General features: G+C 35.2%; 26 protein-coding genes. 21 read left to right on the forward strand and 5 right to left on the reverse strand.

The genetic code is table 11. The features are described 5' to 3' along the window. Positions 1–45: 45 nt before the first annotated feature. Positions 46–480, reverse strand: coding sequence for a DUF4231 domain-containing protein (locus OZP11_RS15295; protein ID WP_281231423.1), 435 nt, complete (start codon positions 478–480; stop codon positions 46–48). 287 nt (positions 481–767) lie between these two features. Between OZP11_RS15295 and OZP11_RS15300 the strand changes: the two genes are divergently transcribed. From OZP11_RS15300 to proC, 11 genes are all read left to right on the forward strand, one after another. Further along, positions 768–1310 (forward strand): DMP19 family protein, encoded by a 543-nt coding sequence (locus OZP11_RS15300; RefSeq protein ID WP_281231424.1) that lies wholly within the window; start codon positions 768–770, stop codon positions 1308–1310. 229 nt (positions 1311–1539) lie between these two features. After that, positions 1540–2439, forward strand: coding sequence for a PA3715 family protein (locus OZP11_RS15305; RefSeq protein WP_281231425.1), 900 nt, complete (start codon positions 1540–1542; stop codon positions 2437–2439). Between the two features lie 30 nt (positions 2440–2469). After that, positions 2470–3879, forward strand: a complete 1410-nt coding sequence (locus tag OZP11_RS15310; RefSeq protein ID WP_281231426.1) for a tetratricopeptide repeat protein — start codon at positions 2470–2472, stop codon at positions 3877–3879. A 175-nt stretch (positions 3880–4054) separates the two neighbouring features. After that, on the forward strand, positions 4055–5326 hold the full coding sequence (serS, locus tag OZP11_RS15315) for a serine--tRNA ligase (protein ID WP_281231427.1): 1272 nt from the start codon (positions 4055–4057) through the stop codon (positions 5324–5326). A gap of 92 nt (positions 5327–5418) precedes the next feature. Beyond that, on the forward strand, positions 5419–6246 hold the full coding sequence (gene lgt / locus OZP11_RS15320; protein ID WP_281231428.1) for a prolipoprotein diacylglyceryl transferase: 828 nt from the start codon (positions 5419–5421) through the stop codon (positions 6244–6246). Between the two features lie 85 nt (positions 6247–6331). Continuing rightward, positions 6332–8113, forward strand: a complete 1782-nt coding sequence (locus OZP11_RS15325; RefSeq protein ID WP_281231429.1) for a tetratricopeptide repeat protein — start codon at positions 6332–6334, stop codon at positions 8111–8113. 59 nt (positions 8114–8172) lie between these two features. Further along, the gene (locus tag OZP11_RS15330) at positions 8173–8484 is read left to right on the forward strand and encodes a DUF4286 family protein (protein ID WP_281231430.1); all 312 of its coding nucleotides are present in this window, start codon (positions 8173–8175) and stop codon (positions 8482–8484) included. 165 nt (positions 8485–8649) lie between these two features. Then, entirely contained in the window at positions 8650–9288 is a 639-nt protein-coding gene (locus OZP11_RS15335; protein WP_281231431.1) for a hypothetical protein, read from the forward strand. 45 nt (positions 9289–9333) lie between these two features. Further along, the gene (gene rsmA / locus OZP11_RS15340) at positions 9334–10119 is read left to right on the forward strand and encodes a 16S rRNA (adenine(1518)-N(6)/adenine(1519)-N(6))-dimethyltransferase RsmA (protein WP_281231432.1); all 786 of its coding nucleotides are present in this window, start codon (positions 9334–9336) and stop codon (positions 10117–10119) included. Further along, positions 10103–11452 (forward strand): magnesium transporter, encoded by a 1350-nt coding sequence (gene mgtE / locus OZP11_RS15345; protein WP_281231433.1) that lies wholly within the window; start codon positions 10103–10105, stop codon positions 11450–11452. The genes rsmA and mgtE overlap by 17 nt, the downstream gene beginning before the upstream one ends. Positions 11453–11564: 112 nt before the next feature. Beyond that, entirely contained in the window at positions 11565–12341 is a 777-nt protein-coding gene (gene proC, locus OZP11_RS15350) for a pyrroline-5-carboxylate reductase (RefSeq protein WP_281231434.1), read from the forward strand. A 132-nt stretch (positions 12342–12473) separates the two neighbouring features. Here proC and nhaA read toward each other — a convergent pair whose 3' ends face one another. After that, positions 12474–13622 carry a Na+/H+ antiporter NhaA gene (nhaA, locus tag OZP11_RS15355; protein WP_281231435.1) on the reverse strand — a complete coding sequence of 383 codons (1149 nt, stop codon included), beginning with the start codon at positions 13620–13622 and terminating at the stop codon, positions 12474–12476. A 278-nt stretch (positions 13623–13900) separates the two neighbouring features. Between nhaA and OZP11_RS15360 the strand changes: the two genes are divergently transcribed. The 5 genes from OZP11_RS15360 (at position 13901) to OZP11_RS15380 (ending at position 17402) form a co-directional block, all read left to right on the forward strand. Next, the gene (locus OZP11_RS15360; protein ID WP_281231436.1) at positions 13901–14851 is read left to right on the forward strand and encodes a 2-hydroxyacid dehydrogenase; all 951 of its coding nucleotides are present in this window, start codon (positions 13901–13903) and stop codon (positions 14849–14851) included. 195 nt (positions 14852–15046) lie between these two features. Beyond that, positions 15047–15421, forward strand: coding sequence for a DUF805 domain-containing protein (locus OZP11_RS15365; protein WP_281231437.1), 375 nt, complete (start codon positions 15047–15049; stop codon positions 15419–15421). Between the two features lie 11 nt (positions 15422–15432). Continuing rightward, positions 15433–15711, forward strand: a complete 279-nt coding sequence (locus OZP11_RS15370) for a TM2 domain-containing protein (protein ID WP_281231438.1) — start codon at positions 15433–15435, stop codon at positions 15709–15711. 94 nt (positions 15712–15805) lie between these two features. Continuing rightward, entirely contained in the window at positions 15806–16066 is a 261-nt protein-coding gene (locus OZP11_RS15375) for a TM2 domain-containing protein (protein WP_281231439.1), read from the forward strand. Positions 16067–16301: 235 nt separating this feature from the next. After that, positions 16302–17402: a suppressor of fused domain protein gene (locus OZP11_RS15380; RefSeq protein ID WP_281231440.1), complete on the forward strand. Its 1101-nt coding sequence runs from the start codon at positions 16302–16304 to the stop codon at positions 17400–17402. Positions 17403–17496: 94 nt separating this feature from the next. Here the strand turns inward: OZP11_RS15380 and OZP11_RS15385 are convergent, their stop codons facing one another. Then, complete coding sequence (locus OZP11_RS15385; RefSeq protein ID WP_281231441.1) at positions 17497–19299, reverse strand: GNAT family N-acyltransferase; 1803 nt, start codon at positions 19297–19299, stop codon at positions 17497–17499. Positions 19300–19419: 120 nt separating this feature from the next. On the opposite strand from OZP11_RS15385, the gene OZP11_RS15390 reads away from it, so the two are divergent. The 5 genes from OZP11_RS15390 (at position 19420) to OZP11_RS15410 (ending at position 23198) form a co-directional block, all read left to right on the forward strand. Continuing rightward, positions 19420–20181, forward strand: coding sequence for an exodeoxyribonuclease III (locus OZP11_RS15390; protein WP_281231442.1), 762 nt, complete (start codon positions 19420–19422; stop codon positions 20179–20181). Between the two features lie 139 nt (positions 20182–20320). Beyond that, complete coding sequence (locus tag OZP11_RS15395; protein ID WP_281231443.1) at positions 20321–21265, forward strand: OmpA family protein; 945 nt, start codon at positions 20321–20323, stop codon at positions 21263–21265. Positions 21266–21431: 166 nt separating this feature from the next. Continuing rightward, positions 21432–21683 (forward strand): hypothetical protein, encoded by a 252-nt coding sequence (locus OZP11_RS15400; RefSeq protein ID WP_281231445.1) that lies wholly within the window; start codon positions 21432–21434, stop codon positions 21681–21683. Further along, complete coding sequence (locus tag OZP11_RS15405; RefSeq protein WP_281231446.1) at positions 21676–21969, forward strand: type II toxin-antitoxin system RelE/ParE family toxin; 294 nt, start codon at positions 21676–21678, stop codon at positions 21967–21969. Before OZP11_RS15400 ends, OZP11_RS15405 begins: the two co-directional genes overlap by 8 nt. A 191-nt stretch (positions 21970–22160) precedes the next feature. After that, positions 22161–23198: an aldo/keto reductase gene (locus OZP11_RS15410; RefSeq protein WP_281231447.1), complete on the forward strand. Its 1038-nt coding sequence runs from the start codon at positions 22161–22163 to the stop codon at positions 23196–23198. Positions 23199–23314: 116 nt separating this feature from the next. Here OZP11_RS15410 and OZP11_RS15415 read toward each other — a convergent pair whose 3' ends face one another. Both OZP11_RS15415 and OZP11_RS15420 read right to left on the reverse strand, forming a co-directional pair. Beyond that, positions 23315–24943: a DUF4139 domain-containing protein gene (locus OZP11_RS15415; RefSeq protein ID WP_281231448.1), complete on the reverse strand. Its 1629-nt coding sequence runs from the start codon at positions 24941–24943 to the stop codon at positions 23315–23317. 59 nt (positions 24944–25002) lie between these two features. Continuing rightward, entirely contained in the window at positions 25003–25626 is a 624-nt protein-coding gene (locus OZP11_RS15420; RefSeq protein WP_281231449.1) for a murein L,D-transpeptidase catalytic domain-containing protein, read from the reverse strand. Positions 25627–25630 lie beyond the last annotated feature (4 nt).

Genomic DNA, 25630 nt, shown 5'->3' on the forward strand with positions numbered 1-25630 from the left:
TTTTAAAAGTTGCGTGCTATTTTAAAATATTAATATTTGATAAAACTATTCTCCATCATTATCTGAATTTTCAATTAATGCTTTTTGAGCTTCTAATATTTCTTGATATTTTAAAAAATGTGCTTCTTTGGTTTCTTCGTAGATGCCTTTTATAAAATCAAAACAAATTCTATCTCGAAGTCTTCGTAATTCAAACAGCAGCAGGTTATTACTTTTACCCTTTTCTTTAAAACTAAATAATCCCTCCATTGCCGCTAAGACTGAAATTGAGGCACTAATTATTAAAATACAATTTTCGCTGTCAAATGGAAGATCGTTTTTCCAGCCAGTTAGAATTGTAATTACTGCTCCAGCAATAAAAACAACGACTCTTGTTGTTCGAAAAAGGGTAATGTTAATGTTTTTTTTTGCTTTAATGCTGTCAATTCTGTTTTCAATATCAGAATATAGGATGTCTTTATTTAATTGTTCTATTTTCATAGTTTTTAGTTTTGATGTTTTTTAACTGTCAAATAGTTTATTTTCAAGCAAGTATATTGATAATTTGAATTTTTTAAACAAGTATTTGTACGCAATTTTTTGGAACAGAAAGCAATTAGTTTTTCATCATTACAACTTTTAATAAGTTTGTTATGAGTATTTCACAAGGCTTTGGTTCTTAGACAGAAACAGCTAAGAAAAACTTTAACAATAGAATGTGTTCGAAATCAAAAGATAAATCGTCGTTTTTTTACAACTTTGCACATTAAATCTGTAAACAAAACAAAATGGAGGAATTCGGCAGAATATTAGTTTCAGAAACGGCATTGAATAGCGAAAATCTTCAAGATGTTATTCATTCCAATATTTCGATTATCAATTTAATGCGCGAAGAAGGTGTCGATGATGAATTGATTCACGAAGATGCCCTTACGAGTTATTATCTTGATTATTATTTTTCGCAGTATACCGAGGGGAATTTTTCGCAGTTTGTTTACAACTCAGGCTGGAATAAGGAATTAAACGAACTTATCGAAGAAGGCTTGGCGCTGATTGGTGCCGAAAAACATCTGGAATTGTTTCAGGAACAAAGCAAAAAAGTAAGGATAATGAGTAATATTAAACTGGGGAAATTTCTAAAAGGGAAATTAGATGGCGTAAACCCGGTTCGTGATGCATTAAACAACAATGCTTTTTTTGAATTAGAAGAAAACCTGATGGAACTTAATGCGGCTTTCTTAAAAAACCATCCCGATTTTCAGGCGCTTCCGGTAGAAGAAATCTTCAGGACATTAGAAGAATTTACCGGACATGAAATAAAAAGGGGATAGTTTCGCTGTGAAAATTGTGCGGAATTAGAGTATAATTGAATATGTTTTAATGAATTATCCGGCAGTATAATTATTTTGGATTTTTAAATAAAACTTTGCGAATCTCCCTGCGTTTTTGTGAATCTTTGCGAAACAACTCTCACAACTTTCTGATTTTTTTGATTTTATTTAAAAAGCTTAGACAGAATATTTTATATTTGGATGCCCCTAATTATAAAATATAAACCCAATGAAAATTAAATCCTACTTAATTATCAGCGGCATTTTTCTTTTTTTCAGCTCCTGCGGAAAGAATGAAAAACAAAGTTCTGATGAAATAACTCCAACGCTGGCAGTTCAAACCGACTCCAAACCCAAAGCTGTCGAAAAACTGATTTTCAAAAAAAGCGAAGACATTGTTCCTTCGGATTTATTGAATCTGAGTCTGCTGCGAAAAACCGCCGAAAACTTAAAAATCAAATATTCCAGTATTAAAACAGAAGATGTCAGTTCTGTCAATTACAATGATAAAGTGACTTTTTTTGTAATCTGCACCATCAATAAAACCGAAAAAGCAAAAAAAGGTGAAGAGAATCTGGGCAATTTTTATGAAAGAAGATACGTTTTTGTAAATAATGAAGACGGTAAAATACTGGCCGAAGAAATCGATGATAATTTAGGTTATTATGAAAATGAAGGCCTTAGGGTTTCCAAATCTCATATTCTGAAAGATTTATTGCAGCTTAATGAAACTACATCAGCCATTGCTATCAGTACCGAAGTGTATTCGAACAGCAGGGTAGTAATGTATTCCGAAGAAAAATTTACAATCGTGACTTTTGACGGAAAGCAGATAAAAAAAGTCTTATACGAATACCCAATACGAATGGCGAATGGCGATTCAAACGGAAGCGGAACCTATCAGATTGAAACTCTGGAAACAGGAATCAGCGTTTCGGATACTCAAACAAATGGGTTTTATGATTTGCTTGTTTCTAAGGTTTTTACCTATGAGGAAGCGGCAGAAGCAGATCCGGAACATGAGATAGAACAAAAGAACGATTTGAAATTTAAAAAAGAATTTCAAAGATTAAAATACGACGGGAACTCATATTCCTTTAAAAAAGATCATGAAAACCGGTTTTTGTAATCCAGAAACCGGTTTAAATTAAAATTACAAATGTTTAGAATAACGGCTTTTATGGTTTTTCTTTTTCCTGTTTTCCTTACAGCGCAGGAAAAAGAAGAAACAGCCTCTGAAAATGTTACACGCTATTTTTATGATCACAAAGCGGTTTCGGTTGCGATTTGGTTCGGTGAAGACAAAAAGCCGGACAGCTCGAAAACGTATTATTCTAACGGAAAACTAAATGAAGTTTTTTATTTTGATAAAGACGGATTAAAAGACGGCGATTGTTTTCAGTACAATCCTCAGGGTGAAAAACTCGTTACGTGGAATTTCCTCCACGGAAAAATGACCGGCAGGACAGATCATAAACTTCCTTTTAATAAAGACAGGGAAGAATCGGTTAAAAAAGCTTTAAAGCTTTTGCGGGACATTAATACCAAAACCAATTTTAATCCAGCCAGCATTAATGATCTTTACAATCGTGGTGTTCTGGGGGTGAGTCTGGGAAATAATACACTTGCAATTGAAGATTTAAAGAAGGTTGAATTTGCGATAGACAAAGATCCTGAAAACAAAAAAATGGTTTTGTCTGATTCGGCTCAAAAGAAAACTGCTGCTTTTAGGAGTAAGCTTTATGACCGTATGGCAAGTGTATATGCTGTACTCGAAATGGAAGGCTCTGCTTTTCACTATTATTACAAAGCCATATCGAATGCGCCCAATGATTACCGCATTTTATACAATTTTGCAACATTATTGCAACAAAGAAAATCCTATGATTTAGCGCGTTATTATCTGGAAAAAATTGTAATCGAAAACCCAGATCATGCTCATGCTTATTGGGCATTGGCCAGATTGTACAGCGACACGGGCGAATATCAAAAAGCATTCGAAAATATCGAAAAAGCATTTAAGTATGAAAAGTCGATTAAGGAAAGAACATCTGCAAATGGCGGCAGGGATTTACGAACAACCCGTGGTCTGATTTATCATAAACTGGGCGAATCTAAAAAAGGGATTGCTGATTTGAAAGCAGCATTAGAAACAGATAAAAATAATTCGTTTGCTATGAAAAATCTCGGAATCATTTATCTCGATCAAAAGAAATATGATGATGCCTGCGCCTTATTCCAAAAAGCAAAAGAACTCCATTATACTTTAGTTTACGATCAGTTTGACTTAGAGAATCTTCTTGAAAGCGCCTGCAATAAACGACAGCTGGAAAAACAAGCCGAAACGAAGGCTTTTGTTTCTCCAAATCCGGCAAAGACTCAGATTTCGGTTGAAAATTTTATTTCCAAAACCTTCGACTTTGAGTTTTTCGATTTCGAATCCAAATCGGTTTTAAAAGGAAAATCAAGTGATGGATCAATAAACGTCATCGGATTAAATTCCGGATTTTATGTTTTGAAAGTAACTTCAGGTGAAAAAAACGCTGTTTTTAAATTGATAAAAGAATAGGATTCTACATAATTTGAATATAGTTTGTTCTAAAATAATTCTTTGTGAATCTTGGTGTATTCTTAGAGAATCTCTGCGAAATAACTTTAAGAATAAACTTTGTCTCAATCTTCTAAAACATTTCCTTAAATTTGCTTCCGTTATAAAAAAATACAATAGTTATAAAAATCAAGCTATGTTACAAATTGCATTTATTAGAGAAAATCAGGAGAAAGTAATCAAGGCTTTAGCAAAACGAAATATCGATGCTAAAAGCGTTGTTGAAGAGGTGGTTAAATTAGACGAAAATCGTCGTGCAGCACAAGTAGAGCTGGACAACACTTTGTCTGAATCTAATAAATTGTCCAAAGATATTGGCGAATTGATGAAAGCAGGCGAAAAAGCCAAAGCCGAAATCTTAAAAGAAAAAACAGCTTCATTAAAAGAAAAAAGTAAAGAACTTAACGAAAAAGCAGAAGCTCTGGCAGTTGAGTTAACCAATAAATTATACACTTTGCCAAATCTTCCGGCAGATATTGTTCCTGAAGGAAAAACTCCGGATGATAACCTGAATGTTTTTCAGGAAGGCGATATTCCGGTTCTGAACGAAGACGCACAGCCTCACTGGGAATTGGTAAAAAAATACGATATTATCGATTTTGAACTGGGTGTAAAAATAACAGGTGCAGGATTTCCTGTTTATAAAGGAAAAGGAGCCCGTTTACAGCGTGCTTTAATCAATTACTTTTTAGATAAAAATACTGCTGCCGGATACAACGAAGTTCAGGTGCCGCATTTGGTAAACGAAGCTTCAGGTTACGGAACAGGACAATTGCCGGATAAAGAAGGGCAGATGTACCACGCAGGTCTTGACGATTTATATTTAATTCCAACAGCTGAGGTTCCGGTTACGAATTTATTCCGTGACGTTATTTTAAACGAAAGTGAACTTCCTGTTTTGCAAACTGCTTATACGCCATGTTTCCGTCGTGAAGCGGGTTCATACGGAGCACACGTTCGCGGGTTAAACCGTCTGCACCAGTTTGATAAAGTAGAAATCGTTCGTATCGAGCATCCGGATAATTCTTATGCAGCATTAGACGGAATGGTAGAACACGTAAAAAACATTCTTCAGGAATTGAAATTACCATACAGAATATTACGTCTTTGCGGCGGCGATATGGGATTCACTTCGGCTTTAACTTATGACTTCGAAGTGTTTTCAACAGCTCAGGACCGCTGGTTAGAAATTAGTTCTGTTTCTAACTTCGAAACTTTCCAGGCAAACCGTTTAAAATTGCGTTTCAAAGACAAAGACGGAAAAAACCAATTGGCACATACGCTAAACGGAAGTTCATTGGCACTGCCACGTGTTCTGGCAGGAATTTTAGAAAACTACCAGACTCCGGAAGGAATCGTAATCCCGGAAGTTTTACGTCCTTATTGCGGATTTGATATTATAAACTAGTTTTTAGTTCCAGTCACAGTTTTCAGTTTTCAGTCTCGGTTCAAAGACTAACTGAAAACTGAGACTGAACTGAAAACCGAAAACTGTTACAAATGAAGAATGGAGTAGTATATTGGAACGTTGATCCTGTAATTTTTTGGATCACAAATAGTTTTCCTCTCAAGTATTATGGGGCACTTTTTGCCTGCGGACTTCTTCTTGGGTTTTATATCGTCAGAAATATTTACAAAAAAGAAAATCTTTCCTTAGACAATCTCGATACATTACTTATTTATGTAATTGTTGGAACCGTTTTAGGTGCCAGACTCGGACATTGTATCTTTTATGAACCGGGTTATTTTTTACAGCATCCTGTAGAAATCCTTTTACCCATTCAGAAAATAAATGGTGCTTACGAATTTGTAGGGTATCAGGGACTCGCAAGTCACGGCGGATCGATTGGTGTTTTAACGGCTATGATTTTGTACTGCCGTAAATACAAAGTGAAATTCTTTTCACTTCTGGATAAAATGTCAGTTGCCGTTCCGGTTACGGGAGCTTTTATCAGATTTGGGAATTTTATGAATTCTGAAATCTACGGAAAACCGACTAACGGAAGCTGGGGAGTTGTTTTTGAAAGAGACGATTTAATCCCGAGACATCCCACTCAATTATACGAAGCCTTTGCGTATTTATTGATCTTCGGAATATTATTTTACATGTATAAATCAGAAACTATTCGTAAAGCACACGGATTAATCTTTGGAAGTTTCTTAACTTTATTGTTCCTTGCCCGGTTTATAATTGAATTTTTCAAAGAAAATCAGGAAGCTTTCGAGAATAATATGCTGATTAATATGGGGCAAATCCTGAGTATTCCGTTTATCATTATTGGATTGATTTTGATTATCTGGAAATCAAAAAAAGAAGTAACAATTTAAGTTCCGGTTTTCATTGACCGTTTTTAAGATCAGATTCTGACTGAAAACAACAGCTGAAACCGAAAATTAATTGAAAGACTGAAATATGAAAAATATCTTTAGCTATATCATTTTGTTGTGGGCCGGTTTTGCATTTTCGCAGAACGAACAATTAGCGAACAATTATTATGATAAAGGTGATTTTGAGAAAGCCAAAATTATCTACGAAGACCTTCTAAAAAGTTCGCCGTCTAATACACAGTATTTTTTAAGAACGATCGATTGTTATCAGCAGTTACAGCAATTTGATATTGCCGAAAAAACAATTCAGGAACGGTACAATAGATACAAACAAGGAGTTTTTCTGGTTGAATTAGGGTATAATTACCAATTGCAGAAAAACGAATCCAAAGCAAGGAACTATTACGAACAGGCTATAGAAAAAATAAAAACCAATCCGAATGATGTTTACGGAGTTGGAAATGCTTTCGAAAAAAAGGTTTTGCTGGAATATGCTTTAAAGGCATATCAAACTGCAATGCAGGTACAGCCCAATTACAATTTCAATTTTCAGATTGGGATGCTGTACGGGCAGTTGGGTAAAACCGATTTAATGATTGATCTTCTGCTTACAGAATCATATACAAATCAGCAGAATGCCAATTTGATCCAGACGCAGTTATCCCGTTTTATGAACGGTGAAACCGATAACACGACTTTTAAAGATGCCATGAGAAAAGCGCTGATCCTGAAAACACAAAAAGATCAGGACGTTTTCTGGAATCGTTACTTAAGCTGGTTTTATGTACAGCAGAAAGAGTTTGGAAAAGCCTTTATTCAGGAAAAAGCGATTTACAAACGCGAACCCGAATCTTTAATGAGTATTGTAAATTTGAGTCAGTTTGCACTCAATGAAGATGATACCGAAACGGCTTCGGAGATTTTGAATTTTATTCTTCAAAATACAAAAGACCGTGATCTGCTCATTAAAACAAATGCGAGTTTAATGCAGATAAAGATCGATAAGGCGCAAGAAAAAGATTATCCTGCCATTACAGCCGAATTACAGCAATTACTGGCAACGTATGAAATAAATCCTTTTACCTTATCTTTACAGTTAATTCAGGCGCATTTTCTGGGCTTTAATTTAAAAAAGACTGAAGAGGCCAAAACGATAGTTAAAAAGGCTTTAGAATTAAATTTAAATGCCTATCAGCAGGCAGATGCCAAAATGGAACTGGCGGATATTCTGCTTCTGGAAGAAAAGTTCAATCAGGCGTTAATTTATTATTCGCAGATTCAGCTGGATTTAAAAAATGATGTCATGTCCCACGAAGCCAGTTTAAAAGCAGCGAAGACGAGTTATTTCAAAACTGATTTTGAATGGGCTTTAAAACAATTTAAAGAATTAAAATCGGCGAACACACAATTAATTGCCAATGACGCTCTTGAATATTTTCTGTTGATTAATGATAACACCGCCGCCGATTCGACACAAACGGCTCTGAAACAGTTTGCCAAAGGTGACTTTTTACTCTATCAGAATAAAAAACCGGAGGCGATAACGCAGTTTCAAAATATTCTAAAGAACTTTAAAGGACAGGAAATTGAAGCGGTAACTTTGCTGCGATTAGGTAAAATTTATGAAGGACAGAAGGATTTTACTTCGGCTTTAACCCAATACCAGCAGATCATTGACAATCACAGTGACGGAATTTATGTAGATGAAGCGTTATTCTTTTCGGCAGAAATTTACAATGATGAACTAAAAGATACAGAAAAGGCCAAGCCATTATACGAAAAGGTAATTTTTAACCATCAGGACAGTATTTACTTTGTCGATGCCAGAAAAAAATACCGCGAACTGAGAGGAGATAAGAATTTGTAGTTTGGTTTAAGCGGTTAATCGATTAACCGCTTAACCGAAAAACGATTAAACAAGAAAACATGATTATTTACAACGTTACCACTAATATACACGAAAGCGTTCATGACCAATGGCTAAAATGGATGCAGGAAAAACATATTCCTGAAATTCTGGCAACAGAAAAATTCTCTTCGGCACGAATCGTAAAAGTTTTGATTGAAGAAGAAATGGGAGGCGTAACATATTCGGTTCAATATACAACCGACAGCAAAGAGACTCTGGAAAAATATTATCTGGAAGATCAGCCAAAATTTGACAAGGAAGCTCTGGAATTATTTGCAGATAAGATGCTTTCTTTCAGAACAGAACTGGAGGTAATTTCGGAACACTAGTTTTTAGTTGTGTTTTTAATTAGAAAAGAATAGAATCTGTTGCAAGGATAACTTTTACAAGACAGGGATATCTGCTTAATACCTAAAAAGGGTATATTTGCAAAAAAATAATTTCTAACTAAAAATTGTGCTTATCCACTCATCTTGTTTATGAAAAACCTGCAAATGAAACTTGTTTTATTTTTATTACTAAGTCTTAATGTTTGTTGTCAAATTAAAAACGAGGTGCTGAATCAAGAAGAAACGACAAAACCTATTGTTTTACAGCTTAATGAGTTTAGGGAAATTGAAGGTGTTTCGAAAGAAATCTTGCAAAATGTAGTCTTTTCTAAATATGAAGTGTTAAAAATAAAAAATGAAGAGTCGCCTAAATCATTTGGAGAAATGACAGGATTTGCAACGCAGATTTATTCTACGGGTAATGAAATTAATGACTACATTAATGAAATTAAAGCTGAAATTTCTGAAGAGGACTGTTTTGTAACAAACGAAACAATACTTTATGATGCATTTGTTAAGCAAGAATATGCTGTTTTAAAAAACAAAATAGACAAGTTTTACAAACAAAATAAAGTAATTATAGCGTCTTCAAGAGTTTATGATTCTTTGAAAGAAAACAATGAAAAAGCGTTTAATACTAATAAAACCTTCACAAATAAAGAAAATAAAAGTGTAGATTTTTTAAACTATAAATTCGGTTATAAAGCCAATATTGGACTGCTGACAAGTTTAGAAAAAATTCAATTTGAAATTGTTCATTTTCAATATATGTTCATGAATACGATTATGGGGTCTGCTCATTAAAAATTACATCAGTAAATTAATAAAAGCAGAAAGCAAACAACAAATATGGAAAAAGTAAAAGCCAAAAAACATTTAGGGCAGCATTTTCTTAAAGACGAAAGTATCGCAAAAGCAATTGCCGATACTTTGAGCCTGAAAGGATACGAGGAGGTTTTAGAAATAGGACCGGGGATGGGTGTGCTTACTAAATATTTACTTGACAAGCCGATTATAACCCGAGTAATCGAGATTGATACGGAATCTGTTGCGTATTTGGATGCCAACTATCCAAAATTAAAAGACAAAATTATTTCAGAAGACTTCCTGAAATACAATATAAACAAGGTTTACGAAAACAAACAATTTGCCATAATTGGCAACTTCCCTTATAACATTTCATCTCAAATTGTATTTAGAACATTAGAGTTTAGAGATCAGATCCCGGAATTCTCCGGAATGTTCCAAAAGGAAGTAGCAGAGCGAATTTGTGAAAAAAAAGGATCAAAAACCTACGGAATCCTGTCTGTCCTGGCACAGGCTTTCTATGATACTGAGTATTTGTTTACTGTAGACGAAAATGTTTTTATTCCTCCGCCCAAGGTTAAATCGGGTGTGATGAAAATGACCCGAAAGGAAGATTACAGCCTTCCTTGTGGTGAAAAGTTATTTTTTACGGTTGTAAAAACGGCTTTTCAGCAGAGACGAAAAACATTACGTAACAGTTTGAAAACATTAAATTTATCTGATAAACTGCGAGAAGACACTATCTTTGATAAACGTCCCGAACAGCTTAGCGTTGACGAATTTATCGTTTTGACTCAAAAAATAGAAGCCGATGGAGTTCAAAGTTAGCAGAGAATTTATACAGCAGTTAGAGGAGCTGATCGTTAAGAAAAATGATAATGAACTTGAAATTTTACTTAATGATCTTCACCATGCCGATATCGCCGAAATTCTTGAAGAATTAGATTTTGACGAAGCAACTTACATTTTTAAGGTTTTAGATAGTGATAAAACCGCAGAAATCCTTCTTGAATTAGAAGATGACCTGCGCGAAAATATCTTAAGCCGACTTTCGCCAAAGGAAATCGCGGAAGAGCTTGACGAGCTTGAAACAAATGACGCCGCCGATATTATCGCTGAACTTTCGCAGGAAATCAAAGAAGAGGTAATTTCTGAGTTAGTCGATGTTGAACACGCAAAAGACATTGTCGAATTATTGCGCTATGACGAAAACACGGCGGGTGGTTTGATGGGTAAAGAGCTTGTAAAAGTAAACGAAAACTGGAATGTTCTGACCTGTGTAAAAGAAATGCGGATTCAGGCCGAAAATGTTTCAAGAGTACACTCCATTTATGTTGTCGATGATGAAAACCGATTAAAGGGGCGTTTGTCTTTAAAAGATTTACTGACTTCATCGACCAAAACCCAGATTGGGGATGTCTATATCCGAAAATTAAATTTTGTAAAGGTAGATACCGAAGATGTCGAAGTCGCACGTATCATGCAAAAGTACGACTTAGAGGCAATTCCGGTTGTAGATGAGCTGGGTCGTTTGGTAGGAAGAATTACGATCGACGATATCGTAGACGTAATCAAGGAAGAAGCCGATAAAGATTACCAGTTAGCGGCGGGTATTACACAAGACGTTGAGTCGAATGACAGTGTTCTCGAGCTCACAAAAGCCCGTATACCATGGCTGTTGATTGGAATGGTGATTGAAATTGTAGCTTCTTTTGTTTTGAAAGATAATGAAACCGCTTTTCAGAAATATTCAACTTTAATTATTTTCGTACCCTTACTTTCGGCTACAGCAGGAAATATTGGAGTTCAGGCATCGGCAATCGTAGTTCAGGGTCTGGCAAACGGAACACTGAAAGAATTCAGCCGAAGTTATTTCAGCAAAGAAATTACCGTTTCGATGATTTCAGGAAGTATTATTTCGTTGCTGCTTTTGGGGTATCATTCACTTATGTATCAACAGTATCTGGTGGGAGTGGCTATTTCAATTTCGATGATTGTGGTTATTATGTTTGCAGCGACTTTGGGAACTTTAGTACCGCTTTTTCTTCATAAAAATAAAATCGATCCGGCAATTGCCACAGGACCGTTTATCACAACAACCAATGATGTATTTGGAATTATGCTTTATTTTGGCGTAGCCAAAATGATTCTTGGGTTTTAAATTTTTGCCACAAAATAATAGATTACAGTGATTTAAAATCTCCAAAATCTGTGTAATTTGTGAGGCGAAAAATCTACTGTAAAACAGCTGCTATAAATTAAAACCAGGAAGAATGAAAGTACATATTATTGGAGGAGGAAACCTTGGCGTTTCTATTGCCCTGGGAATTGCTAAATTCTCAAAAAACAATCAGGTAACCGTTACAAGAAGAAATACAGCCTCGATTCAGTATTTGTCAGAATACGGAATTACGGTTTCTAATGATAACAAACATAATATTCAGGAAGCCGATGTGGTGATTCTTACTATAAAACCGTATCAGGTTGATACTGTTTTAGGCGAAATACTTCCGGTTATTCAAAATAAAACCATTGCTTCGGCTGTAAGCGGTTTGTCGCTTGACATGCTTAAGTCCAAAACAAACAATGCGTATCCGGTTGTGCGTATTATGCCCAATATTGCAGCACAGTTTGGAGAATCGGCAACTTGTATTTCTTTTCCTGAAAAATATAAAGAAAATGCTGCGCCAATTGTAGACTTGTTTCAGGATTTAGGAACAGCTCCTGTAATCGACGAAAAGTTAATGGATGCGGCGACTGTTTTAGGCGCATGCGGAACAGCTTATGCATTACGCTATATTCGTGCTTCTATGCAGGCCGGAATCGAAATAGGATTCGATTCTAATACCGCTCTTGCCATTGCGGCGCAAACAGTAAAAGGGGCAGCAAAAATGCTGTTGGAAGAACGAGTGCACCCGGAACAGTTAATTGATCGTGTAACAACGCCTCAAGGCTGTACAATTGTTGGTTTAAATGAAATGGAACACAATGGTTTCAGTTCATCTTTAATAAAAGGGATAAAGACTTCTTTGAAACAAATCAAAGGTTAAGATTATAAATTTCAATATTTAAATTCCAAATTCCAATTCTTATTGGGCTTTGGAATTTTTTTGTTTAAAGATTTGTGACCGAGTTATTTTTATTAATTAGAATTCGATATTTGGAATTTAAATATTGAGATTTTACAACTTAACCATTTTCTTAGATAAAATAAACTTTAAGTAAACGAATCCAATAATTCCGGAAATCAAAGACGCAATTAGAATGGCAATTTTAGAGTACAGAATAATCTCAGGAGTTTTAAATGCCAGAAGCGTTATAAAAATCGACATAGTAAAACCAATACCCGCCAGCATTCCGGCGCCAAGAATATGTGCCCACCTTAAGTTTTTTGGCAATGCGCATAATCCCGCACTTACCCCGATAGATGAAAACAGAATAATTCCTAAAGGTTTGCCTACAACGAGACCTAAAAAAATGCCGTAAACATTTGTATTGTTTAACCCCGAGTACCAGTCAGAATCAATTGCAATGCAGGTGTTAGCTATGGCAAACAGCGGGAGAATAAAAAAAGCAGCGGGCTGATGTAAAAAATGCTGCAGCCTGTATGATGATGTTTTTTCGCCTCCATCACCAAACGGAATCACAAATGCCAGGATTACTCCTGTTATGGTAGCATGAACACCCGAATTCAGCATAAAATACCACATAATAATCCCCCCAATTAAATACGGAATGAGATTATGAATTTTCATTCGGTTTAAAATAAAAAGCAGAATCCAGATTCCTAAAGCGATTCCGAGATTTAGAAAAGAAATAGAAGTAGTATAAAAAATGGCAATTACAATTATGGCGCCCAAATCATCAATGACAGCCAGTGCGGTTAAGAATACTTTGAGAGATGCCGGGACTTTATTTCCTAAAAGCGATAATATTCCAATTGCAAAAGCAATGTCCGTTGCCATAGGAATTCCTGCTCCGTTTTGAGTTCCTGTACCAAAGTTTAAAGCCAGAAAGAACCCCGCCGGTACCAGCATACCTCCAAATGCGGCTATAATAGGAAGTGATGCATTTTTGATATTCGACAATTCACCGTGGTATATTTCGCGTTCCAGTTCCAGACCAATCAGTAAAAAGAAAATAGTCATTAAACCATCGTTTATCCAGTGCGTAATCGAATGTCCGGCGATGTCTTTTTGCCAAAAAGCAATATAAGGATCTGCGATAGAAGAGTTCGCCAGATATAATGAGATAATCGTAACAAATAATAAGAGTAATCCCCCTGATTTTTCGTTTTCAAAAAAGGCTTTAAAAGTCTTGGTTAGTTTCATTTTGGAGGGTTATGAAGATTTAATACAGAGTTACATAATTCCTTGCACTTTCAAAGTTAAAAAAAATCTGACCAATAAAAAATTTTGACTTGTTGGAGGTTGTTTGCTGCTAAACCGGAAAGACATGAGGTTTTTGTTTTTTGAGTCTGATTCACCAAAATGTGATTTGAGTTTGAGGAGTTTCTTTTTTTAACGATTATTTAGCCCGCCGGTGTGTTTTTTAAAAACTTTTAATGAAGAATATGATGTATTTTTGTTTGATATTAAACACAATAAAAATGAGCATAAAAATTCTTCATATCGACAGCAATCATCCGGTTCTTTGGAATCAGCTTGAAGAAGCCGGTTTTGAAAACCACGCCGATTTTAAATCTTCTAAAGAAGAAATAGAAGCCAAAATTCAGGACTATAACGGAATCGTAATTCGCAGCCGTTTCAAAATCGACAAGACTTTTTTAGATAAAGCTGTAAATCTGCAGTTTATTGCAAGAGTAGGTGCAGGTCTCGAAAGTATTGATTGCGACTATGCTTCGGCAAAAGGAATTCATTTAATTGCGGCGCCTGAAGGAAACCGAAATGCAGTTGCAGAACATTCGCTTGGCGTAATCCTGTCGCTTTTTAATAATCTGAATAAGGCAGATATGGAGGTAAAAGCAGGACAGTGGAACCGCGAAAGCAACCGTGGTCATGAGCTGGACGGGAAAACGGTTGGAATAATTGGTTACGGAAATATGGGGAAAGCCTTTGCTAAAAAACTCCGTGGTTTTGATGTTGAGGTTTTGTTTCACGATATTTTGGATGGAATAGGAGATGAAAATGCCAGACAGGTTCCGCTTAGTGAATTACAAAAGAAAGCAGATGTTTTAAGTCTGCATCTTCCATGGACGCCGGAGACCGATAAAATGGTAAATGTCGATTTTATCAATGCATTTGAAAAACCATTCTGGATTATAAATACTTCGCGAGGTAAAAATATCGTAACAGCCGATCTAGTTGAAGCGATGAAATCAAAAAAGGTTTTAGGTGCAGGTCTTGATGTTTTGGAATACGAAAAACTATCATTTGAGACACTTTTTCAGGATAAAAACACACCCGAAGCATTTCAGTATTTATTAGAAGCGGATAATGCTTTACTAACACCTCATATTGCAGGCTGGACTTTCGAAAGTCATGAACGTCTTGCGCAGGTAATAGTCGATAAAATCAAGGCTGTGTATGCTTCAAACTAGGTTTTAGCCTTCAATTTTAAATAACGAGTCTTTTCCTGTAAATTTTTCGTTACCGATTAGTTTTATTTGTTAATTTTTAATAATATTGTTGCCGTTTTAAAAGAATTGGTCTAAATAAAGCAATTTTTTTAAACGGGGAGAAACCGAAAATCCTTTTAAAGAGTAGGTATTTTAACAAATTTAATTTTAACGATTATGATTGAATGGTACAAAAAAGTAGTTTTTCAAAACTATGCGAATTTTAATGGAAGAGCCAGAAGAAAAGAATATTGGATGTTTGTTTTGGTTAATATGATCATTAGCATTCCTTTAAATTATATCCTTCCTTTGGCAGTAACTCCTTCACTTGCTTTTCTTGGAACAATTTACAGTTTAGCAGTATTAGTACCTTCTATCGCTGTTGGTGTACGAAGAATGCATGATGTGGGTAAAAGCGGATGGTTTATTCTAATTCCTATCTACAACTTAATATTAGCTTGTACAGAAGGAGAAAGAGGAGCAAATGCTTATGGTCCGGATCCTAAAAATGAGTTTGAAGAAATGAACGAAATTGGTAAAGCTGAATTATAATCTTTATTAAAATGGAAACTACAAAACAAGAAAGCTGGAATACACCATCTCAGCCATCACAAGAAAATAAAAAAGTACTTGCAGGAGTACTTGGAATCTTATTCGGAGGATTTGGAGTGCACAAATTTGTATTAGGATACACACAGGAAGGAATTATTCAGTTAGTTATTTCTGTTGTTACCTGCGGAATAGGAAGTTTCATAGGTCTTATTGAAGGAATTATTTACCTGACAAAATCAGATGAAGAATTCTATCAGACTTACCAGGTAGGTAAAAAAGGCTGGTTCTAAAAAACGTATAAATCCCATTTGTTATTCAAATGGGATTTTTTGATTATACATACATACAGATTTTAAACTATTACTAATTTTTAAAGGAAAAGCTATGAGTGCAGAATCAGAATTTGGAAGTTCAAAACCAGAAAACAAAAAAGTGACAGCCGGAATTCTTGCCATCCTGTTAGGAGGATTTGGAGTTCATAAGTTTTATTTAGGATACAGCAAAGAAGGTATTATTCAGCTTATTCTGGGGCTTTTGTGCGGAGTAGGTGCTGTTATCGCCCTGATCGAAGGAATCATCTATCTGACTAAATCAGATGAAGATTTTTATCAAACATATCAGGTTGGCCAGAAAGGCTGGTTCTAATGTAGGAATCAAATTAGGTTTAAAAAAAATTGTAATGAAAAAGTCCCGCTTGTTCTTCATGCGGGATTTTGTTTTTTAAGATTAATACCAGTAAAAATTAGGTAAAGCTAAGGAGAGAAAAAGTAAAAGTTAATAGAATTTTGTTTTTAAAATCGGATTTTATCCCGAATTTAGTAAAAGAATTAACAGTACTTCGAAATAGCTAACGATTTCAGATGTGCAAAAAATATGATTTGTGGGATTTTTTAAAAGTAACAAAAGTAAAATTGAAGAGCCAAAGGTTCTTTTAACAGTAAGAAGCCATAGCTGTCCGATTACTGCATTCGTAGAACAGGATAACAGAACAGCATATTTCTATCTCCAGGGAGACCATGAAGATTTTGGTGTCAAAAGCTGCTGGATTAGAAATCTTTCCGAAGCACCGCAGGAAATAGAAGAAAAATTGATGGAGCAAGGTGTCGCGCCTATGTTAACCAGAGAGTTTTGTAAATTTCCGGAAGGACAGGAAGCTCTTAATGAAGATAATCTTGAAATTATCTGGCTGGAAGAAGGCGATGGAGCTGCATTGCTGGAAAACGGAGAAATCTTGTGTGTAATACCGAGCTGGAGTGGTAGCGAAGGTTTTCACGGATATGCCCGCGATTGTATTGGAACAGGTTATTTTGCATGGGAACTTTCGGAAGAAAATGAAATGCGTAAGCGTGTTGCTGATACTGCCGCATTTTTTGAAGCATGGACTAAAGAACCGAATCCTTTTGGATTGCAGCAGCCAGAAATTTTAAATTATTATGACGAAATATTCGGGCAAAGCGATAAGTACTTCGCAATCGATGAACCAGACGGTATTCCAAAAGGTTTATATGTGCTTGAAGGAAGCGAAAAATGCGTCTTTGCAACTGTGGCAGTATCCTTGCGTCCGCAGCCAAAAGTAGAAATGTATTATGAAAATCCTGCTCAGGCTAATCGAATTGAACTTGGGACTATTTTAAAATCAGGATTAACAAATGAACAGGTAAACAATGTTGCGAGTCTTATAAGCGGGATTACAGCAATTCCCTGGGAGTATATTACTTTTTTGGCAGAAGGGCATACGGTAGAATTTCAAACTAATATTAGCGAGAAATATAAATATGCAGTTCTAACAAGTAAATTAAAAGTGCTGCCAAAAATGAGCCTGACTGGTTTTAATAATACAAATGTCTGCTTTCTATGGATTGTTCCTGTTTCAGAAAGAGAATGGGAAGTCATGAAAGAATCCGGTTCGCAGGCTATTCTGGGTAAATTAGACGATATAGGAGAAGAAATCTTCAATTTGGACAGGGAAGAAGTTGTTTAAAAAAAGCAAGCTAAAACAAGCTGGTTTCGAACATAAAAAAAACTCATAAGTTTTAAGCTTATGAGTTTTTGATTTTATATAGAAACGGAGATTGTTAATCTTCTTTTTCAGAAAGTTTTCTTTCCAGTTCAATCTGAAATTCTTCAATAACCGGTTTCATAGTGCTTTCCGGAATATCGGCTATTCTAATGTACATCAAACCGTCGATTGCATTGTTGAATAGCGGGTCAACATTAAAAGCAACTACACGCGCATTCTGTTTGATGTATTTCTTAATTAAAACCGGAAGGCGTAAGTTTCCTGGTTCCAGTTCGTCGATGATTTTGTCAAACTTGTTTAAATCAGATTCGGCTTCATCAAAAATAAAGTCTTTATCAGCATCTTTCAGTTTTACTTTATATGCTTTTTTTGGATGAATGTACTGTGCAATATACGGATCGTAATAGTTTGATTTCATAAACTCAATCATCAATGATTTAGAGAAATCAGAGAACTGGTTACTGATACTTACACCGCCTACCAGATATTTATGCTCAGGATGGCGTAAAGTAGTATGAATAATCCCTTTCCATAACAAAAATAACGGCATTGGTTTTTGCTGATATTCACGAGTGATAAAAGCTCGTCCCATTTCGATAGATTTGTGCATCATATCGTGAAGTTCCGGTTCAAATCTGAATAAATCTGTCAGATAAAAACCTTCAATGCCATATTTCGGATAAATCTCAGAACCTAACCCCATACGGTAAGCTCCGGCGATTCTTTTGGTTTCATCATCCCATAAAAACATGTGGTGATAATATTGGTCGTATTCGTCTATATCAATAGATTCATTGGTTCCTTCGCCCACTTCACGGAAAGTAATTTCGCGAAGGCGCCCGATTTCATGAAGGATATTCGGAATTGATTTTGCTCTGGCAAAGAAAACTTCATAATTTTTACTCTGAAGGAATCTGCAGTCGCTGTTTCGTAACGCCTGAACTTCATCAATCATTTTTGATTCGTTTGCCGGTGTAACGATTTTTTTTGGTGTTTTTGTAATTTTAAGACTTGCCGTATCAATCAGTTTTGTGTCTTTTTCAAACGGATTGGCCAGCATATAGGTTTTTCTTCGTAAGAATTCTGAGTATTCTTCAAACGATTCGATTTCGTTTTGCTCACTTACAGAAATTGGTTTTCCAATACGAACTTTAATAACACGGTCTTTCTGTGTAAGCAGTTCAGAAGGCAGTTTTGCTGTACGCAGTGTATCATCTATTTTAGAAAGCCAGTAAAAAAGTTTACTGTTCTTGGCATGAAAATAAATAGGCACAACCGGTACTTTGGCTTTTCGGATCAGTTTAATGGCACCTTCTTCCCAAGGTTTGTCTACTACTAATTTTCCGTCTTTATAAGTAGAAACTTCACCGGCAGGGAAAATTCCCAACGGTTTTCCATCGCTCAAATGACGAAGCGTTTCTTTAATTCCCACCACGCTTGATTTGGCATCCTTATGATTTTCAAAAGGATTAACCGGCATGATGTATTTTTTAAGCGGCACGATTCTGTGCAGTAAAAAATTAGCAATGATTTTGAAATTCGGCTCTCTTTCAAGCATTAATTTCAATAATAAAATCCCATCAATTCCCCCAAGCGGGTGATTTGAAATGGTAATGTAAGCGCCATCTTTAGGCAGACGTTTTAAATCTTCTTCCGGAATTTCAAATTTGATTTCCATCTCATCCAAAATTCCATTCAAAAACGCAACATCTTCCAGATGTTTATTATGATCGTAAATTTTATTAAGGGTAGAGATCTTAAGGACCTTCATAAGAATCCAGCCGGAAAATGTACCGAAAACTCCGTACTTCTCAACATTTATTGCTTTTGCAACTTCTTTCGCGGTAACTAAACCCATGTACTATTTTTAATTTATTAGAGCAGCGAACAAAGATAACAAAAAACTCTACTTTTCGTAGATTCAATCATAAACTTTCCACTTTTTTATTACATTTGGAATCCTAAAAAAATTACCCAAATGAAAATTATTTCTTATAATGTAAACGGAATTCGTGCTGCAATTACTAAAGGTTTTATCGAATGGCTGGAGGCGGCAAGCCCTGATGTGATATGTCTTCAGGAGATTAAAGCCACTCAGGATCAAATTCCTGTAGAAGATATTAAGGCAGCGGGCTACCCATATCAGTATTACTATCCGGCTACAAAAAAAGGATACAGCGGGGTTGCCATATTATCTAAAATTGAACCTAAAACGGTAGTATACGGAACCGGAATTCACCATATGGATTTTGAAGGAAGAAACCTTAGAGTCGATTTTGAAGATGTTTCGGTAATGAGTTTATACCTTCCTTCTGGGACCAATATCGAAAGATTAGACCATAAATTTATGTTTATGGACGATTTTCAGAACTACATTAATGAATTAAAAATAGCGATTCCCAACCTTATCATCTGCGGCGATTATAATATTTGTCATGAAGCAATTGATATTCACGATCCGGTTCGCAACAAAACCGTTTCGGGATTTTTACCTGCTGAACGTGCCTGGCTTGATGCTTTTATGAAATCAGGATTTATCGACAGTTTCCGTCATTTCAATAAAGATCCCCATCATTATTCGTGGTGGAGTTATCGCGCCGGAGCAAGAGGAAACAATAAAGGCTGGCGTATCGATTATAATCTGGTAAGTAATGTAATGGAGCATCGTTTAAAGCGTGCAGTTATTCTTCCGGATGCCGTTCATTCAGACCATTGTCCGGTTTTAGTCGAAATCGAATAAAGTTTGGTATTGTTCTTGTTGAAGGAAATGCTGTTTGAATTTTTAGAATTCAGATTTCTGGAATTTTAGATTTTAGTCATCAGGATTGGAATTTTGAATAATTGAATTATTAATACGCCCCTTATAAAACCCAAAAGAAATGATTAAAAAAGCCTCTATCGGATTAGTAGTTTTAGCATTGTCTGCAACTTCATGTGTATCCAAAAAGATTTACAATGATCTTGAAACAAAGTATTCAGATCTAAAAAAAGAAAACCGCTCAATTGCAGACGAAAATGCTGATTTGAAAAAAGCGAAAAACCAATTAGAGTTAGATCGTGATAAATTAACAAAAGACCTTGCGAGTACAAAAGACGATTTAGCAAAACAAAAAGCCGATCTTGCCGCAGAGCAGAAAAAATACAAAGTATTACAGGATTCTTATAATGCATTAGAGAAAAACAGCAACGATGCATTAGAGAAAAACATGGCTAAAAACCGTGAATTGCTGGCACAGTTAGAAGCAAAAGGAAAAGCTCTTGCCGATGAACAAGCCCGTTTAGACAAAACTGCAGGCCGTTTGAAAGAACTTGAAGATATGATTGCGGCTAAAGAAGAAGCAATGCGAAAACTGAAAGAAACGTTATCTAAAGCCTTAACAGGTTTTGAAGGCAAAGGTTTAACAGTTGAACACAAAAACGGAAAAGTATATGTTTCTATGGAGAACAAATTACTTTTTAACTCAGGAAGCTGGGCTGTTGGTTCAGAAGGAAGAAGAGCCGTTGTAGAACTTGGAAAAGTTTTAGGTGATAATCCGGATCTTTCTGTTCTTATCGAAGGTCATACAGATGATGATCCATATGCAGGTTCAGGTCCTATTGCCAACAACTGGGATTTATCGACTAAAAGAGCAACTGCAATTGTGGCTATTTTAATTGAAAACAGTAAAATTGACAAACAAAAATTAACAGCAGCAGGAAGAAGCGAATTCTCTCCTTTGGCAAGTAACGCAACTCCAGAAGGAAAAGCCAAAAACCGAAGAATCGAAATTATCTTAACTCCAAGATTGGATGAGATTGCTGAGATGTTGAATAGCATAAACTAAGGGACAAAGGTTCTAAGGTGCAAAGGCTCAAAGGTTTTTACTTTTGAGCCTTTTTTTTAATTTCAATTCTCAAGTTCCAAATTCCAATTTTGAAAGTACTTGGAATTTTGGATTTTATTATTGGAATTTAAAATTTTGTAACTTTGGTTTCTATAAATTAAAAATTATGGGACTTCCAGAATTAAAAGAGAAAATAAAAAATCAATTAGATTTAGCTGATGAAAGAGTTCTTCGAATTGTTTCTTCCGTATTTGATAATTATTTAAATGAAGTAGTTTCGTATGATGCGAAAGGAAATCCTGTGACATTAACTAATTATCATAACAAAGTAGAAGAAGGTTTAGACGATATTAAATACAATCGAATAATTTCAAGTGAAGATTTGTCGAGAGAAATGAAAGATTGGGATAATGAATAAACTAACAGTTTTTTGGACAGAAAATGCAAAATTGGATTTGAAGGAAATTTATTTTGAGCTTAAAAATAAATATTCGAAAGAAACCGCTTTAAAAGTTAGAGATGAATTGTTTAATAGTGCAAATAATATCGTTTTTGCTGAACAATTTCAGCTTGATGAATATAGAATTGATTGTCGTCGAATTGTGGTAAGAAATTTTAAAATTCTATATCAAATCAAAGATGATTCTGTTTTCATTGTTAGGATTTTTAATACGTTTCAAAATCCATTAAAAAGCTTAAAATGAACTAAGGGACAAAGGTTCTAAGGTGCAAAGGCTCAAAGGTTTTTACTTTTGAGCCTTTTTTATTCTGCAAGGTTTGACAAACCTTGCAGAAGACGTAAAAATCTTGTACTTTTTTTAACCTTTCTCATTTTTCTATTTGAAAAATCACTTTGTACCTTTGCCTCTTTGCAACTTTGAACCTAAAGAAAAAAATGAAATACACTACATTACCTAATACCGATATAAAAGTTAGTAAAATTTGTCTTGGAACGATGACTTTCGGGCAGCAGAATACAGAAGACGAAGGGCATGAACAAATGGATTATGCTCTTGATAGAGGAGTAAATTTCTTCGATACAGCCGAAATGTATTCAGTTCCTGCGAGCGAAGCAACTTACGGAAGTACAGAAAAAATTATAGGAACCTGGTTTAAGAAATCAGGAAACAGAGATAAAGTTATTTTAGCTTCAAAAATTGCGGGCCCAAATCCGAATTTTGGATACATGCGCGAAAAACTGGATTTTTCTCCTGCAAGTATTAAATATGCTGTTGAAAATAGTTTAAAAAGACTTCAGACTGATTATATCGATTTGTACCAAATGCATTGGCCGGAAAGAAAAACCAATAATTTTGGACAGCGCGCTTTTCATGGGCATGATGATGTTTGGGAAGATAATTTTAGAGAAATCTTAGAAACTTTCGACGGATTAATAAAAGAAGGGAAAATCAAGCACATTGGAGTTTCAAATGAAAATGCTTGGGGAATGATGCGCCTTTTAGAAGAAAGTAAATACAACAATCTGCCAAGAATCAAAACCGTTCAAAATCCGTATTCTTTATTGAACCGTTTGTTTGAAGTGAATTCTGCCGAAGTTTCAAAATACGAAAATGTTGGTTTGTTAGGATATTCGCCTTTAGCGTTTGGAGTTTTGACTGGAAAATTCTTAACTGGCGAAAGTCATCCGAAAGCCAGAGTAAACCTTTTTCCGCAATATAAACGTTACAATAGTGACCAATGTACCCAAGCTACAAAATTGTATCAGGAAATTGCTAAAAAACACGGTTTAACGCTAACGCAGCTAGCAATGGGATTTGTACTGCAGCAACCATTTTTGACAAGTTCTATTATTGGCGCAACCACTTTGGAACAATTAAAAGAAAACATAGACACAATTGATGTGGTTCTTTCGAAACAAATTTTAGCCGAAATTGATGCGGTTCAGGCTATAATTCCTGATCCGGCACCTTAAAAAGTAAAAGAAACCTAACAGGTTTTTAAAACCTGTTAGGTTTCTTTCACGTCAAACACTTCAAAAAACAAATCCCGATAGCTTTAAAACTATCGGGATTTGTTTTTTGAAAGACTTTATAAATTCAAAACCTGATCTTTAGGATATTTTACTCGGTAACTTATTCTGATTTTCTTGGTTTCATTTGGCTTTAGTTTTAACTGCCAGGTCAAAATTCCTGTTTCTGAATTTACTTTTGCGCTGTCACTTTGCAGTAATTCAACCTCAATATCTTTATTGGTTGTCAACGGATATTGATCTTTCAGCAAAAGTTCGACCAATTCTTTTTTGTTATTTCGAACGGTAATGTCGTACGTAAAAGTCTGTTCTTTTTTAGAAGATAAAAACTTAGTTCCGGATTTATCTGCTGCTTTTTCGCGTTTGATAGAAACCTTTTTATCGCGTCCCATACTTAAGTTCAAAGTATCGCTGGTTTGATTTGGTTCAATAAATGTTTTCCCTACATACATACCTTCAAAAATAATATTTGCTTCGCCTTGTAATAAATTGAATTTGCTGTAATCGGCAATTTCGGCAAGAAGGAAAGCATCACTTTCTACCTTTGGAACGGCATAATATTTATACGTTGCCGGAAGTTTAATTTCCTTTAATGAAACACTGTGTATTTTTCCATTAGAAAGAATATCATACGGGATATCAATGTCAAAAGCAATATTAAGCTGGTTTTCTGCAACAGTTGTAAAATCAGAAATTGTAGATTCGGCCATAACTGGCGCCGCAACTTCCATCTCGTTACTACTTTTCTTGCTCTTCATGGTTCCATAAGCACTTTGTAACTGGTTCATTGCGGCTCTTTGGTTATAGCCATAATTAGCATTGTTTCTCAAAAACCAAGAACTTAATATCGGTGCCTGATTGTTTTGGTTTGGATAACCGCTGGACAAAGTCAGTTTTACTTTTTTCCAATCAACTCCCGTGTTTTGAATGACCTGCGCTTTGTATACCATATTGATTGGTTCATTTACGCTTTCGGTCCTTAAATCGTAAAAAGGCGTCCATGATGCACTTTGTGTTAAATACGAAACCTCTAAAGGAACCAAACCTGCGGCACTATTCATAACCTGAACAATTAATTTTCCGGATGAAGTTCGTTCTTCTTTATTTGTATCAACTTCAAGTTTATTATTTAATTTCTGGAGTGTTTCGTTTAGTTTTTTCTGTTTATCGGTTAATGCATTGATATTATTGGCAATTTCGATTTGTTTGCTCTTGTAATAATCCACCATTTTTATCAATTCGGCTACATTCAATCCTGAATTTGCTCCGGAAATCTGCTGATTTTTATCGAGCAATTGCATGGTTTTGTTTTCAGAATTAATGGTATTGGTTACTTTTTGGATTTCTTTCTGTACCAAAACAATACTATCATTCACTCTTTTGATTAAAGGCGATTTTGAATCTGTTTCGTATTCAGAAATATAATTATTCGTAAACTGAACCGAAAGAACCGTCACATTTGCCGGCGCGCCAATCTGAACTGAGCTTTCATTTAAATTAGACGCCACATTTTTTATCACAATTTCGCTTGTACCTGCCGGCATGGTTATACTGGCTGTCTGGGAAATTTCTGCAGCGTTAAAATATACGGTTGCGGCTTTTACTTTTGCAGTTGTAAATATTGGTTTTTGTGCATTTGCAAAAGCGCAGATAAAAAATACGATGAATAGAATTGCTTTTTTATTCATGAGATTGAATTTAAATTATTGGGAAAGATACCGATTATTACTGTTAAAAAAAGAGCGAATCAATAATACATAACCAAAATGATTTTCTTTTTAGATTTATCGATTAGTTTTTCAAGTACACCAAAAAATTTGTCGTTTACCATAGGGCATCCAAGACTGTTGCAGATTGGATAAGGCTGTTCGTCAAACGGAACTTCGGAGTATTTATGAAGGACTATATTTCGGTCAAAAGCATTACTGTTTGTTTTGTCCAGTCCGTATAATTTGTAAGCTTTTCCAAATGTTCCAAAATAAGAACCTCCAACAGCATATCTGCCCAACGAACTGCAATTTGAATTTTTGACATTGCTAAATTTCAGTTTTCCCTGAATTCCTGTTTCGGATCCAGAACCATGCCCGACTAAGCCTTTGTTTAAAAGCTTATTATGTTTTAAATCATAAACAAAAAACCGATTTTTTCCAGAATCCATTTTCATATCTAAAAATAACGCAACATCTGAATTGTATTTTGGAGATTTCCCCAAGAATCTCCTGATTTCAGTGATTTCGCTTTTTAGTTTCTCTTCATAGGAATAAATCGGTTTTGAGGTTTTAGTTTTTATCGTTTTCTCTTTTTTATTTTCGCAGCTTAAGCAGATAAGCGGAATCGCAGTAAACAGCAGAAAGAAGATTTTCTTTTTCATTTAG

The organism is Flavobacterium gelatinilyticum (genome assembly GCF_027111295.1).
In the GTDB taxonomy this organism is placed as follows: Bacteria; Bacteroidota; Bacteroidia; order Flavobacteriales; family Flavobacteriaceae; genus Flavobacterium; species Flavobacterium gelatinilyticum.